General features: G+C 51.2%; 9 protein-coding genes and 1 pseudogene. 3 read left to right on the top strand and 7 right to left on the bottom strand.

The window, feature by feature from the left end:
* Window positions 1-31 precede the first annotated feature (31 nt).
* The 3 genes from ACQ66Q_RS12005 to ACQ66Q_RS11995 form a co-directional block, all read right to left on the bottom strand.
* A complete protein-coding gene (locus tag ACQ66Q_RS12005; RefSeq protein ID WP_430457024.1) occupies window positions 32-1,024 on the bottom strand; it encodes a Gfo/Idh/MocA family protein in 993 nt (330 codons plus the stop codon).
* A gap of 427 nt (window positions 1,025-1,451) precedes the next feature.
* Window positions 1,452-2,255: a hypothetical protein gene (locus ACQ66Q_RS12000; protein ID WP_430457023.1), complete on the bottom strand. Its 804-nt coding sequence runs from the start codon at window positions 2,253-2,255 to the stop codon at window positions 1,452-1,454.
* A 10-nt stretch (window positions 2,256-2,265) separates the two neighbouring features.
* On the bottom strand, window positions 2,266-3,345 hold the full coding sequence (locus ACQ66Q_RS11995) for a hypothetical protein (RefSeq protein WP_430457022.1): 1,080 nt from the start codon (window positions 3,343-3,345) through the stop codon (window positions 2,266-2,268).
* 314 nt (window positions 3,346-3,659) lie between these two features.
* Between ACQ66Q_RS11995 and ACQ66Q_RS11990 the strand changes: the two are divergent.
* Window positions 3,660-3,794: pseudogene (locus ACQ66Q_RS11990) on the top strand (hypothetical protein); the annotation flags it as partial.
* A 557-nt stretch (window positions 3,795-4,351) separates the two neighbouring features.
* The gene (locus ACQ66Q_RS11985) at window positions 4,352-5,860 is read left to right on the top strand and encodes a tryptophan halogenase family protein (RefSeq protein ID WP_430457021.1); all 1,509 of its coding nucleotides are present in this window, start codon (window positions 4,352-4,354) and stop codon (window positions 5,858-5,860) included.
* Between the two features lie 61 nt (window positions 5,861-5,921).
* Here ACQ66Q_RS11985 and ACQ66Q_RS11980 read toward each other — a convergent pair whose 3' ends face one another.
* The 3 genes from ACQ66Q_RS11980 to ACQ66Q_RS11970 form a co-directional block, all read right to left on the bottom strand.
* Window positions 5,922-7,442, bottom strand: a complete 1,521-nt coding sequence (locus ACQ66Q_RS11980; RefSeq protein ID WP_430457020.1) for a tryptophan halogenase family protein — start codon at window positions 7,440-7,442, stop codon at window positions 5,922-5,924.
* Window positions 7,439-8,989, bottom strand: coding sequence for a tryptophan halogenase family protein (locus ACQ66Q_RS11975; protein WP_430457019.1), 1,551 nt, complete (start codon window positions 8,987-8,989; stop codon window positions 7,439-7,441). Before ACQ66Q_RS11975 ends, ACQ66Q_RS11980 begins: the two co-directional genes overlap by 4 nt.
* Window positions 8,990-9,110: 121 nt before the next feature.
* Complete coding sequence (locus tag ACQ66Q_RS11970; protein WP_430457018.1) at window positions 9,111-12,176, bottom strand: TonB-dependent receptor; 3,066 nt, start codon at window positions 12,174-12,176, stop codon at window positions 9,111-9,113.
* 456 nt (window positions 12,177-12,632) lie between these two features.
* On the opposite strand from ACQ66Q_RS11970, the gene ACQ66Q_RS11965 reads away from it, so the two are divergent.
* Window positions 12,633-13,661, top strand: a complete 1,029-nt coding sequence (locus tag ACQ66Q_RS11965) for a LacI family DNA-binding transcriptional regulator (protein ID WP_430457017.1) — start codon at window positions 12,633-12,635, stop codon at window positions 13,659-13,661.
* 57 nt (window positions 13,662-13,718) lie between these two features.
* Here ACQ66Q_RS11965 and ACQ66Q_RS11960 read toward each other — a convergent pair whose 3' ends face one another.
* On the bottom strand, window positions 13,719-14,969 hold the full coding sequence (locus tag ACQ66Q_RS11960; RefSeq protein ID WP_430457016.1) for a DUF819 domain-containing protein: 1,251 nt from the start codon (window positions 14,967-14,969) through the stop codon (window positions 13,719-13,721).
* Window positions 14,970-15,124: the final 155 nt, after the last annotated feature.

Raw genomic sequence — 15,124 nt, 5'->3', positions numbered from 1 at the left:
ATTCTATCTGGCGCATCAAACAGTTTAAACCTTAAGCCCGCCCCGCCAGGATCTGTTCCATCACTGCGGTTGCCCGCAACGCGCTGTCACCTGATGAAGGATGCTGCAATTCACCCCGGATCTGCGCAGCGATATTCGCGACATGGTACTGCTGAATATGCGGCGGATTCTCGATAAAGACCTCCTCCGTCACTCCCTGTACTGTCAGTTGCAACGACTCGTCCTGAAATACGGAAAAACGGATATGGCCCTTGCTGCCAATAATTTCGACCGCATCGCGCCGGCCGTCGGTGCCAAAATGCCAGAAACCACTGCCAGTCGCGATATGGCCAGCCGCATCCGGTGCAAATTGCCACTGCGCCGTGACTGCGTCTTCTGCGGCATATAAGCCTTGTTGGTTCAGCGCCTGCCCTTGCACTTGCGTAATGTCGCCAAGTAAATACATCAATAAGTCGAGGCCATGACTGGCAAGGTCAACAAAATAACCGCCGCCAGCCTGCGCCGGATCTGTGCGCCAGTTGGCGGCGCCAGTTAAATCGAGCGGATTGGCGCTGCGGCTAAAGTTCCACTGCACATGTCGCACAATGCCAATGCGCCCGCTATCCAGCCACTGCTTGATTTGCAAAAACCGCGGCAGACTACGCCGGTAATAAGCGACAAATAACGGCACTCCCGCCGCAGCAAATGCCGCATTCATTTCTGCACACTGCTGTGTATTCAGCGCCATCGGCTTTTCGACACAACAGATTTTGCCGGCCGCGGCAACTTTCAGCGCATACATCAGATGGCTGTCTGGTGGCGTGGCGATATACACCGCGTCGACTTGTGGATCGTTGATCAAAGCATCGGCATCGCTGTACCAGACCGGCACATGATGCCGTCTGGCGTAATCAGCGGCCTTCGTGGCGTCACGGCGCATCACCGCCTGCACCACAAAACCCGGTGTTTGCTGATAAGCCGGACCGCTCTTAACCTCGGTAACATTGCCACAACCCAAGATGCCCCAGCGCAACCTGTTGTTCATGATTTGACTAACCTCTGGTGAAATAAAGCAGACTATCGCAGATGTTGGGCTGACTAAATGGCCTAAATGTTCAGTAAAGAAATAATTGCGTGAGCAGGATGAATGCCAGAGACAGCATGCACAAAAAAAAGCAGGACACTGAACTCAGTATCCTGCAAATACCCTTGGATAAGGATTGGCAAATAAACACAACATCCGTGTGGCTGGTCAGCCTGAAACACCAACTACCAATGCGTCAGTCTGCGACAAGGGAGACAGTACCGGACACCAGTCAATCCGATACTGTGCACCAGGATCAGGTCGCGCTGCGTCAACTGATTCTGGCTGGCATAAACAGAAGTACAACTGACTTTGTGTTCATGTTAAAAGCATCCTACCAGCATATGACAACGCTGTCATTATCTATTTGTCGAATTTTCAGACATTTTTACAACACACGCGCGCCTGGGATCTGATAATTCCGGCAGGCCACCGGATCTACCGGTAAAGCTTCCTCAAACAGCTCAGTATCTGATGACAAGTGAGTATTGCTGTATACGGCTGTCCCGCTGAGCTGGTAGCTTCTGCTAGTGTCCGAAACGGAGCCGTAGTAATCAGCTTTCAGAAAATAGCTGCCGCTAAAAGTGAGCAAAGTATCGGCGCGGGCATTACGGTAACCGATGATCAGTGCAGTATAAGCCGGTACCGCTTCTTCAATTTCCACACTCTCAATACGTTTATGCTGACCATTTGTGGTTTGTGATTTCGACAGGTTCACCGATACCGATAAATCCTTATTTGAAGCTGCATTCAGGACATCGTCAGGGCCTGTTACCGACACTGCGAGGCTATTGCTGTATGTCACTTTTACCGAGTTGCTGGTGGTCGCACTTAAAGCATCAGCTAATTCAATTTTCTGCGAGCGTTTATGAACTTCGGTTTGTCCTGTGCAATTTTTAATCACGACTCTGGTAGAACCGGCAGAAACCGGATCTCCTTGCTGCATGGTGTATTGCTGAATCCCGGAAGCAGGTATCAGGCTGATATTGTTCATTAAACTTCCGTATTCGCGGATTGTGCATTGCTGCATAAACTGCGTTTTATTCATCGCTGAGCCACCGCCAGCCCACTGCGCATTACATCTGTTATAAACTTTATCCTTAAACACAGCACTGCTATCGAGCGGGATCTTCAGTTCACCGGCTTGTGCAAAACTTGCTGCCAACAAAGACACTACAAATATTTTTTTCATCTTAATATCCTTATTCCGAGACCAGGCTGTATTCAATTTGTGGCGTGGAATCACAATTGTGAGCCATCGTCAGTCGCTGCTTTTTGCTGTCAGCAACAGATAACACCTGCCAATCTGACCAGACCCCCCTTGTGCCAAGGACCGCAATCTGGTCACGGCCAAAGTTAAAGGTGACGGGACATGCAGAAGCGTTGTCAGGCAGTCGGACTCTGACCATTAGTGGTGATGGTGTTGCCACTTTCACGTCTGCCGATTCCTCGGTTAGAGGATGAACATTGTGTCCAGACCGAGTGGTCGCCTGCAGACCATGGCTTGGACTTGCAGCCGCGGCAGGAATACTAAAGTTGCGGCAGGCTGTTGCGTTGCCTTGCGGATATTCATAGAACTCGTGGCGGATTTCACTGTGTTCGAATGCAAGTAAATCGCCGGTCAACGTCACATATGGCGTCGAAACTACAGTGCTGTAGTCGCCAAATCTGGTGGTGCCATTAATTTTACCAGTCGCAGTTAACGGTAATTTTCCGCTCAGTGCTATTGAGTTGTATTTGACTATTTTGACGGTGTAAGGCGGGACTGTTGTAGTGACGGGAACTGTTTCAAAAATGCTGGTCGTACTTTCAGCCACATTGGCAGTACTGAAATCAACCGTTTTTTCGTAACTTGATTTCAGGCTGCTGCCAAATTTGAAGCTTTTCACCGGAAACTTCAGATTGATTTCTCGGGTGAGCTTTTGTCCCGTGACAACACTGTCTTTCGTTTCGATTTTAATCCCAGACACTTTACTGGTACTAAAGGAAGTACTTTGCGTGCGTGGTAACGAAGTACAGTTACGAACCGTGTAAACGCGGCTGTCTACCGATACTGGCAAACCATTGAATTCAACTTCACCGTAGTGAAGTGTCATCGGGCTGACAACGATATTGACCGGTTCATTAAACCGGCTATTGAGGCAGCTCGTATCTCCCTGACAGCGCTGGTTAAACGGTGACAGTAATTGATCGGAAGTCAGTTGGTCTAACTGGACAACCGCAGCAGAAGCTGAGGCCACCGTCAGTAAACTACTTAATACCAACATTTTGTTATGAAGCATTATGTAAATTCCTTATATATTTTTTGTGCAACTGCACGGAAATAAAATACAAAAAATTTACTCAACCGTTCATGCAGCAAAAAAATATCATATTTTTATATGATCTTTTTCGCTATACATTGATAAATATCAGCTTTTAATCAATCACTTGCCGTATTGTTTCCAGCTCAGCACCCCGCGATCGAAAAATTTCGTGCCGATCCTGTTCATTTACATGACGTTGGATAGCGGCGGTCTTGTCCGGGATATGACTGAAATCAGCAGCGTCCTGACGAAACACAAAATAATCAAATAATGCCTGCCAGTGCCGCGCACATGACCATCCAAATCTGTATCTTAATAGCGGCAATGTGTTTGCCAGTGGATCCAGTGTTAATCCTACCCTGACGATCGCGGCGCTGGCTTTGCGACTGGCTTATCATCTGAACAATAGGCTCAGCGCAGCATGAGTCGCCGCTGGCAGTCAGCCTTGCGGCGAATAAACTTGCTGGCACTATGTGGCAGTGTGACACCGGCTCAGGCGGAATCGGCAGCAACTGCCGGCACTCAGCGCCTTGCCGTCTTTTCCACAGTCTGGTGATCATGCGGCCTGGCCGGCGCTGCGTCAGCGAGTTGACCACGCGGCACGGACCGCTGCGCTTGCACAAATACAGCACAGTGGCGTGACGTTGGCTGAGCAGACTGTCCCCGGTCTATGCACAATATTCAGCACAGTTTCCGCCAACATTGATCCAAAGCGGCGGTCGTGAACTGCTGCTCAGCGACAGTATCCGGCTGTATCGCAGCTGGATCTGTATGATGGCATGCTGCATGTCTTTGCTGCTGCATTGCCGCAGGCACCGGAGACACGCATGTTGCTCAAACAAATGGCGAGGTTTTTGGCGCAAAAACTGCCGATGCCGCCAGCGCAACAAAGCCAGCACCAGCACTGCCGCCACAGCGATTGACAACGCTGTCAGTGCAGTGCTAAATAAGCTGTCAATTTCATTATATAAGCAGAGAAGTCATGGCAAAACCCATTTCGTCGGTTGTGATTGTTGGCGGCGGAACCGCAGGCTGGATGGCGGCAATCAGCCTGGCCCGAATGGCCAGAGCAGAGCCGCTGCACATCACCTTGATCGAATCCAGCCGGATCGGCACCGTCGGCGTGGGCGAAGCGACTATTCCTGGTATCGTGCATTTTAATCATCAGGTTGGTCTGGAAGAAATTGCCTTTATCAAAGCCACCCAGGCGAGCTTTAAACTCGGGATCCAGTTTGAAAACTGGTATCAGCAGGACAGCCGGTTTTTCCATCCGTTTTCTGATTTTGGTCTGCCGATCGATCAGGTCGCCTTTCATCATTATCTGAACCGGTTGGCTCTGGCTGGTCATCCGGTTAATTTTGAAGACTATTCCTTTGCCAGTGCGCTGGCACGACAGGACAAATTTGCCCAGCCACATCCACAGCCCAGCTCGCCGTTGGCTGATTTTAATTATGCCTATCACTTTGACGCCTCGTTGTACGCGGCATATCTGAAACAACATGCGATGGCAGCCGGCGTCAAACACCTGGATGCAGAGATCAGTCAGGTGGTGCTGCATCCGACCAGCGGATTTATTGATCAGCTGGTGCTGGATAATGGTGAAACCCTAAATGCCGAACTGTTTATCGACTGCTCCGGTTTTCGCAGTCTGTTACTGGGCGAAGCGCTTGGCGTCGGCTATCAAAGCTGGCAACAGTGGTTATTGTGTGATGCGGCGCAGGCGGTCCAAACGGTCCGTACCGGTCCGATCCTGCCCTACACCCGTTCGATAGCAATGGATGCCGGCTGGCAGTGGCGCATCCCATTGCAACACCGCATGGGCAATGGCCACATCTATGCCAGTGCCTTTTGTAGCGACGAATCCGCCCGGCAAACTCTGCTGGACACCGTCGAAGGTGAAGTGCTTAACAGCCCGCGGAAACTAAGTTTCACACCGGGCCGGCGTGACGTGATCTGGCACAAAAACTGTTTTGCCCTTGGCCTTGCCAGTGGCTTCCTTGAACCTCTGGAATCGACCAGCATCTCTTTGGTGCAGACGGCGATCGCAAAACTGCAGGCATTTTTCCCGGATCAGGATTTTGCCCCAGCAGCCATCGCTGAAGTGAACCGGCTGCATAATACAGAGCTGGAAAACATCCGTGATTTCCTGATCCTGCACTACAAACTGACTGACCGGCGTGATTCCGAATTCTGGCGGTACTGCGCCGCGATGCAAGTGCCCGACAGCTTGCAGCACAAGATGGACCTTTACCGCGAACGCGGTCATCTGGTGCAATATGATCAGGAATCGTTTAAAGGCGCCAGCTGGCTGGCGATGTACAACGGCTATCGCTTTCAGGCGCAGGGCTATGACCCACGCGCAGGCCAGGTGCCACTTGACCTGATGCAACAACGTTTAACTCAGCTTAAGCAATCGATCCAACAAGCGGCAGGTTCCGCCGTCAGTCATCAGGACTTTATCAGCAAGCACTGCGCAGCCGCGCCGCTCTGATCCATCAGACGCAAGATTGCCGAATACCCGGCGTTTTCACGCGCCGGGGCTCAGCACACCCTCACATCAACTTTGGCGCCGCACAATATTGGCGCAAGAAATCGCCATGCGAAGGTTGTGTCTGCGCGTAACGCAAAATACCTTGTTGGCCAGCTTGCAGGCTCTGCTGCAGCTTCTGTGCATTCAGCACGTCAACGGTTGGGTTATACCGGGTCGGGAGCACGCCCATACCGGTGAATACCGCATACCAGCTGGTCGGCTGGAATAACTCTTCGGCGCCCGGAATAATGCTGCCGCTGTGGCGGAAATAATCCAGTTTGTAACGCAAGCTGTCGGAGACCGGCATCTGCTGACACCAGCGCCAGAACTCGGTGTCGCTGCGGTTAGTTTCACAATAATGCAGTGCCAGAAAATCGCGGATCTCCTGATAATCGCTGTACACCCGACGGTTAAATTCATTGCGTAGCGCCGTGTTGTCGCCGCGGTCCGGGAACATCCGCACAAACAGCGCCAGCGTTTTTGACACTAAGTGAATAGCGGTCGATTCCAGCGGTTCGAGAAAGCCCTGCGCTAGTCCGAGTGCCAGACAATTGCGCTGCCATGGTTGTTTGCGGATGCCGGTGACAAATGGGATCACCCGTGGCTCGATCAGCGGTGTGCCTTCGACCGTCTGCAACAACGTCTGTTTCGCTTGCTCGTCGCTGATAAAATCACTGCAGTACACATAGCCGTTACCGGCGCGATGCTGCAGCGGAATTTGCCAGGTCCAGCCGGCGTCTTGGGCGCGGGCGATGGTATAAGGTCTTGGATCCGCGACGTTTTCCGTCTGTACCGTCACTGCCTTGTTACAGGGCAGCATATAGGACCAGTCCTCGTAACCAGCTTTTAACGTCTGTTCAATCAACAAACCACGGAAGCCGGTGCAGTCGATAAAAAACTCGCCACTTAATACCCGGCCATCATCCAGCAGCAGTTCCTTGATATCGCCGCAAGGATGTTGCTGCACCGCAGCGATTTTACCTTCGTGGCGCACCACACCGAGATTTTCGGCATACCGGCGTAAATATTGTCCGACCAGCGCCGAATCGAGATGCAGCGCATATTGCGCCATCGCCAGCGGTGTATTGGCGGCCTGATGTGGCAGGAAAAACTTATTGGCTTCGGCCAGCACCGCTTCCGGTGAATGCGCCATCAGCACTGACGTATCGCCCATCGCGCGACATTTTAACCAACACTGATAAAAATCATGGCCGTCGATTTGTTTTCCCAATACACCGAAGGGGTGGAAATAACCTTGCCCTTTGGTATGCCAGTCTTCAAACCGGATGCCCCATTTAAATGTGGCTTGTGTCGCTTTGATAAATTCAACCAAATCAATGCCAAGGCTCTCTAAAGTTGAGAGTAATGGTGGGATCGTCGCTTCACCGACGCCAATAATGCCAATCTCTTCAGATTCAACCAGCTCGATGCGGACTTTACTGCCGGCAAAAATCCGTGCCAGCGTCGCTGCGGCGATCCAACCGGCAGTACCACCACCGGCGATAACAAATTTCTCAATAGGTTGTGCTGTTGTGCTGTTCACTTGCTGGCCCCTGCTACTACTTGTGGCATGCTCTGATAGCCACAGAAACGCCGTAAAAATTCCTGATGTTCCGGTACCGCCTGCACGGTCCGGCTGATGTAGTCACGCATCTGCTTTAACTGAGTCAATAATTGCTGCGGTGGTAAGCTGTCGGCTCTGGTATCAAAGGCGCCGGGCTTGACGCCCAGGCCGTCATACAATGCCAGCCAACTGTCAGCGCCAAAGATTTCCCACGGCAGCCGCGGCACCTGAGCATGCTCCTGATAGGCCTGCATTTTGGCCGCCAGCTCAGAGGGTAAAGTCATTGCCCGGCTTTGTCGCCATAACGGCGCATCATCCCGCTGATTCGCTTTGTAATGCAGGATAATAAAATCGCGGATCCGCTCGTATTCGAGTTTGGTGACTTCATTAAACCGATCCACATCAGCCTGATCATAAGCCGGCGTGCTGAACGTTTGCAGCAGCCGGTCAATCGAGGTTTCAATCAAGGCGATACTGGTCGATTCCAGTGGCTCGAGAAAACCGGAAGCCAGGCCCAGTGCCACACAGTTTTTGACCCAGGACTGTTTGCGCCGGCCAGGGGTAAAACGGAACTGACGTGGATTGTGCAGTGGTTGACCACTGACATGCGACAACATCGTTGCCGTCGCTTCGTCATCGCTGATGCAGGCACTGGCATAGACATAACCATTGCCATGACGGTGCTGTAATGGAATTTGCCACTGCCAGCCGGCGCTGTGCGCGGTCGCTTTAGTGCGGGCCACCGGTGCGCCACTGACTTCACTTTGTACCGCGATGGCCCGATCGCAGAACAACCATTGCGACCAGTTCTCGTAACCGCTGTGCAGCGTTTCTTCAATCAGCATGCCTTTAAAGCCGGTACAGTCGACATAAAAGTCGCCTTTGACCACTTCGCCGCTTTGCAACACCAACGCCTCAATGCCATTGGCATTGCTCAGCACCTCGCTGATCACCGCATCAGTGCGCTCAACCCCGCGAGCCTCGCTGTATTCCCGCATCAATACTGCAAAGCGCGAGGCATCGAAATGCAGTGCCCAGTCAAAAATACTCAGCATCGACTGCGGTTGCGGCGCCGGTAAACAAAATTTGTTCTGCAGTGCCATATTCACGCCGAGCGAATAGGCCGCCAACGGCGTGGTGTCACCCAACTGCTGCGCTTTGAGATAACAATGAATAAAAGGCACGTCCTGCACCGGCTGGCCAAACAGACCAAACGGGTGGATAAAACTGCTGCCAACAGTGCGCCAGTTCCTAAATTCGATACCGAGTTTACAGGTTGCTTTGGTCGCTGCGATCACTTGCGGATCAGTCAGGCCGAGCCGGGCGTAAAACCGGCGGATGCTCGGGATAGTCGATTCACCGACCCCGACTGTGCCCAGTTCCGATGATTCAATCAGCCGGATCTTTACCGGTTGATTGCGGAATTGTTGGGCGCTGAAATGCTGACAAAGTGCCGCGGCGCACATCCAACCGGCCGTGCCGCCACCGACAATCACAATGGTTTTTATTGTAGTTTTTTGCATCATTATTGCTGCTCTGTCTGCTGTGAATTCGCTGCACTCGTCAGTGCTACCTTATTGCAGTTTCTGCTGAAAAAAAACCGCCGCAGAGGCTGCGACGGTTTTATTTTTTAGCAATTAACTGCGCTTAGAACTTCACACGTACACCGGCAGTCCAGCGTGCTTCATACACGTTCTGGAATGCTTTTTGGCTTTCGAATTCCAGGTAAGTTTGCTGGAATTCTTCAGTGATGTTTGAACCGTTCACGTAGAAGCTGGTCATGTCGTCGTAATCATATGACACACTCAGATCTAACTGTGAATAGGTGTCCTGATACAGTGACTGGCCGCCAACCGCATCTGAACCCTGCGTGATCAAACGTGGGCTACGTGAGTTCCATGCCAGACGGGTTGAGAAACCACCCTGCTCGTACCATACAACAAAGTTGTAGGTATCTTCTGACATGCCTGGGAATGGTAACTCTTTACCCAGTACGTCTTTTTTGTCTTGTTTCGATTTGCTCAGCGTGTAGTTCGCATCTAAACCGAAGTGCGACAGGAAGCTGCCTTCATCCAGCACGTCGTTCAGTGCCAGACGACCGCCGATCTCCAGACCTGTCACGTTACCGCCGTCACCCTGAACTTGTGTAGTGAATGGCCATGGACCACGTTTCACACCGTCCAGATCCGGCTCATCAACCATGATTTCGCCGCTCTTCGTGAAGCTTTCGATGTCGATTTTGTAGGTAGACACATAGGCCATTGACGCGCTGCCCATGTAGTATTCAGCTGACAACGAGAAGTTGTCTGAACGCCACGGATTCAGGCTTGGGTTACCCGTCAGGTTACCGTTACGGACCCGCAGACAGTTACAGCTGCCGTCGATGGTCATACCGACTGACTTACCACCACCCCAGACCATCAGGTCGAGCGGTTGCATGTTTTTCGAGAAAGCACCACGCAGAATCACATCTTCTGCTGCTTCAACATTCACGTTTAATGATGGCAGGTAGTCGGTGTAGGTGCGGGTTGTCACGGCATCACCGGCATCTGGTGCCAGGCCGCTGTGTGGTAAGTTTTGACCAGTCAGGTTTTGTTTGACGTACAATTCGGTTTCGATCACTTTGATACCGAAGTTACCGCTAACAATGCCTTGCTCGAAGTTGGCTTGTGCGAAGTAGTTGAACTCGTCCAGACCAACATCATAGCTGGCGCCGGCGTTTTCAACGCGCTTGACGTTGCCGAAAGTTTTTTCGTGGAATGCACGTGGGTCACGGAAGTTGCTTGGGTCAATCACCCAAACGCCAGGAATACCCTGTACACCACCAAAGTTAGTCTGATAAGACACTGAGGTGTATTTATCCAGACGAGTTGGGCCTAACAGGGTGTAAGGCATCCAGGTGCCCGCTTTGATTACTTGACCATCAAACACGGTATCAACTTTCAGTTTCTCACCCGCTGCAGGATTGCCTTCACAACCTGCTGAGTTGATGTACTGATCCACCGCTTTCCACTGTGCGATATCACAGCCATTACCGAAATCTGACGTGTAAGTGAAGTCAGCACGGTCAACTGAACGTTCCAGCGCGCGGATACCGAAATCGACGCTCTTAACGAAGCCTTCCTGGAACTCATAGTTCCATTTGGTGCTGACGGTATTGATTTCGCCGTTAGTGTCAGTATTGCCTTCTGAAGAGAACGCACCGATATGGTAAGAATTCAGATCTGCCATGTAGGCCGCAACACTGCGGGCACCGGCGCCACCATTAACGATTTGATCAAAACCACCAAATACCGGGTGTTTGCCTGACGCGTCATAAGTCAGCAGGAATTTGTTGTCTTCGATGCCACCTGGTGAGAAACGGGCGAAACAACCACCGTTCACACCAACAATCGCTTCACCGTTTTTACAGTTAGCACCTTGTGAGAACTGACCAGGGCCTGTAACCAGGGTGCCTTTGTCGATGCTCAGCATATCGCCTTCACCGTAACCGTGGCGCATGGTGTGTGATGCGTCAGCGCGCGTCACGCGGATGTCGCCTTTCAGCGGGCCGCCCTGATCGATTTTCAGTTGCAGGTTCAGGTTGCGTGATTTTTCTTCGTTGATATTCACCTGAGTGAATGACTGCATACGCCATGGACGCAGCTGGAACGCATTGACTGCTTCCCACGCATTGCCGTCTTTGTCAGTGAATTTGTCACCAGTACGACCATTGGCCGTTGGGAATGCGTAGTCGTTGAAAGTGTACCAACGGTTATTTTGTGAGAAACCACTGCGGGCGTTAAACCGTTCCTGATCGGTATAGAAGTAATCAGCGATCAGTTCAAAACCGTTGGCAACTTCAGCCTGGAAAGATGCCTGGAATGCGTTACGATCACGCTCTTCCTGCTTGTTAAAAGCAGCAAAGCCTTGTGGTACGACGTGACGGACTTTGTCACCACGTGGGTTGGCACCCCAGGTAAAGTTGTTGTTTGCCGCACCGATACCACCGTTTTCAGAGGTATCGAAGTAACCGTTGTAGTCAGTCGCCAGATTCGCTTCTGACGTAACGGCAGAGACTAACACGCCCCATTTATCTTCGCGGAATGAAAACAGGCCGTTGACTGACGGATCAGTTTCTTTGCTGATTGAACCGCGAGTCGCTTCTGCACCACCGGCAAAAGTGAAACCTTCATCCATATCAAACGGGCGACGGGTTCTTAAATCGATGGAACCTGAAATCCCTTTGGCGCTTTGTTTGGCTTCGCCGGATTTAAATACATCAACACCAGAGAACAGTTGAGATGGCAGATCGCCGTAGTCGGCACGTGAGGAGTCAATCGTCGTCGCGCTTAAAAATACTTCGCCGTTCAGTGTTGTATCGATTTGTGGTAAACCACGGATCGCCACCGGGCCACCTTCACCAGCCACACGTTCAATCTGTACACCGGTGATCCGTTGCAGAGAATCTGCAATAGTCACGTCCGGTAACTTACCGATGTCTTGTGCAGTGATACCGTCGACCTGTGAAGTACCAAAACGTTTGGTGTTAATTGCTGCGGCAGTACTGGCACGGATACCACGAACCTGAATCACTTCGACTTGTTGTTCTTTTTGTTGTGCGCCATCAGCCTGTGCCTGCTGAGCGAATACCGGCGCGGTAAACGCCACAGTACCAACCATCAGACCCAGTTTGACCGCTACGGCACATTTATTCATTTTATTGTGCGACATAAGCTTCTCCCATTCCTGTTTTTTTCTTCGTGTGCGATGAATTTTTTCTGTCCTGCAATGACAACGCTGTCATTAAATCTCAACATACACAAATTAAATTTACTTTGCAAACCCCATTCGCTGATTTTTTAGACTGATTTTACCGATCAGGACAACCAGCTCATCGCGGCTGATTTTAGAACAGGACAGTGGGATTTTCCTCATCTCGCTGCTCAAACCACTCATAACAGGCTGTATTTTCTATATTTTTTTGAAAAATAAATATTCCATCCATTCCACTGTTCATTTTTTGATAAATAAACAATTGCTGTTTTGGCCAAAACGTTGTATCCCTTAGTTCAATAATTCTTACAAAATGACTACCGCTGTCATTGTTGGTGCAAAACACCGGCGTTTCGGGCTGTCACAGGCATTGTGACGACCCGGCTGACAGCGTTTAATTTGCCTGGAAGCGCTATGAAAGTAACGATTAATGACGTCGCTGAACTGGCCGGAGTGTCAATCAAGACGGTATCGCGGGTGATGAACAACGAGCCGTCGGTGAAAAAAACCACGCTGGATAAAGTCACGGCCGCCATTGCCCAGCTGAACTATCAGCCTAATGCGGCCGCGCGGAATTTGGCCAGCACGCGTTCTTACAGCATCGGTTATATCTACGATAACCCAAACGCCTACTACATCATTGATATGCAAAAGGGTTTGCTCGATGCGTGCCGCAAACACGGTTATGAACTGCTAATCCACCCAACCAATGCCAAGTCTGCCAACATCGTGCAGGAAGTGATTGATGTGGTGCAGCATGCCCGCCTCGCCGGTCTGGTGCTGACGCCGCCATTTTCTGAAATGCCGGAAATAGCGGAAGCACTGGAACGGATTGAAGTGGATTTTGTCCGGATCATTTCCGGCTCAACGCCATCGCCAAAATTGAATAATTGTGTGCTGGTCGACGACTTCACAGCTGCCTTTAAAATCACTAATCATTTGCTGGAACTGGGGCATACCGAGATCGCGTTTTTGTGCGGTGATGAAGAACACAGTTCGAGTGGCGAACGTCTGGCTGGCTTTCAGGCTGCACTGACTAAACGCGGTATTCAGGCCAATCCGAAATTTGTTGTACCTGGCAGCTATTCGTTTGAATCCGGCATCAAAGGCGCCAAGCACTTGTTGGGCCTGGCGCATAAACCGACGGCGATCTTTGCCTGTAACGACGAAATCGCCGCCGGTGCGCTGTTTAGCGCCCGCCTGGCTAATGTCGCTATTCCAGAGCAGCTGTCGATTGTCGGTTTTGAAAACAGCCCGTTCTCGCGCCAGACCTGGCCGCCGCTGACCACTGCGAACCAGCCCAACAGTACCATCGCGTCGCAAGCTGCAGAATTGTTGTTCCGTCACACCAGACCCGGCAATACCCGCAGCGCCGTTGAACAGCAACCGGTATTTATTCCGGAATTGCTGGTGCGTGAATCCACCGCCGTCTGCCCACGCTGATAAACCATCGCAACAAAAAAAGGAGCCAACCGGCTCCTTTTTTATTCGATACAACCGTTATGGTGCAATCGACTGCATGATTAATGCGGACAGGTAACCGCCATAAGTCCCCAGCGCGTAACCCAGTACCGCCAGCAGCACACCAACTGGCGCTAACGCCGGATGGAAGGCTGCGGCAACGATGGGCGCAGATGCCGCACCACCAATATTGGACTGACTACCCACCGCCATATAAAACGCCGGCGCTTTTAACAGCCGCAACATGCCGAACATCAATAAACCATGGAAAGAGATCCAGACAACACCGGCCAGGAACATCACTGGGTAATCGACGACTGCGGTGATATCCATATGCATACCAATAGTCGCGACCAGCACATACACCATCACAGAACCGACTTTTGACGCGCCAACGGATTCCAGCTCACGCGCTTTGGTGAAAGACAGTAACAAACCAAAAGTGGTCGCCAACACCACGATCCAGAAGAAACTGCTGGTCAGGCTATACATCGCCAGTTCTGGCGCATTGGTTTTGATAAATGGCACGATGTAATCAGACATCCAGTGCGCCAGACCGGCCAAGCCAAAACCAACGGCCAGCAGCTTAATCAGATCTGACGTAGACGGATTGCGGGAATTTTCCGCCTGGTACTTCTCAATTTTGCTCTGCAGTGCTTCGATAGCCCGGGTGTCTGCACCATTGGCTTTATCAATGCGCGACGCGTTCGCGGCCATCCACAGCAAAATCGCCATCCAACAGTTCGCAACAACCACATCGACGGTGATCATCACCGAGAAAATCTCACCGCTCGGCTGAAACACTTCTTTCATCGCGGCCTGATTGGCGCTGCCACCGATCCAGCTGCCGGCGATAGTCGCCATGCCGCGCCAGACCGCATCCGCGCCTTCGCCACCCATTTGCTCCGGGAACAAAGCTCCAACTGTCGCCAGTGCGATTGGGCCGCCCAGAATGACGCCGACAGTACCGGTCAGAAACAGTGCCAAAGCTTTAGGTCCAAGTCCTAAGATAGCTTTGAAATCAATGCTCAATGTCAATAACACTAAACAGACCGGCAACAAATAACGTGACGCCATCTCATAGAGTTTCGACGTATCACCATCGATAATACCGAAAGTGTTGAATAATGACGGAATGAAATAACACAGCAGTACCGAAGGCACATATTTATAAAATTTTTGCCAGAACGGATGGCTGCTACTACTGGTGTGGAATACAAATCCCAGGATCAGTGCCAGCAAGCCGAGTACGACGGCATCGTTGGTGATTAAAGCGGTTGAAGTCTGCATGCAGAATTCCTTACGTGACAGGTCTACAGAATGAAGTGCAACTGAGCAGGACTTTTTCCGACTTAACACGAAACAACGGCACAACACATTGTTATCAGCTGTTTTTTACGGTCTAAACTGCGATCGAAGCACGAGATAATTTTATTGTTATGCCC

This window comes from Rheinheimera sp. (genome assembly GCF_965283995.1).
Classification (GTDB): Bacteria; Pseudomonadota; Gammaproteobacteria; order Enterobacterales; family Alteromonadaceae; genus Pararheinheimera.
The sequence above is the reverse complement of the archived record's forward strand: the minus strand, read 5'-3'. Positions and strand labels throughout refer to the sequence as shown.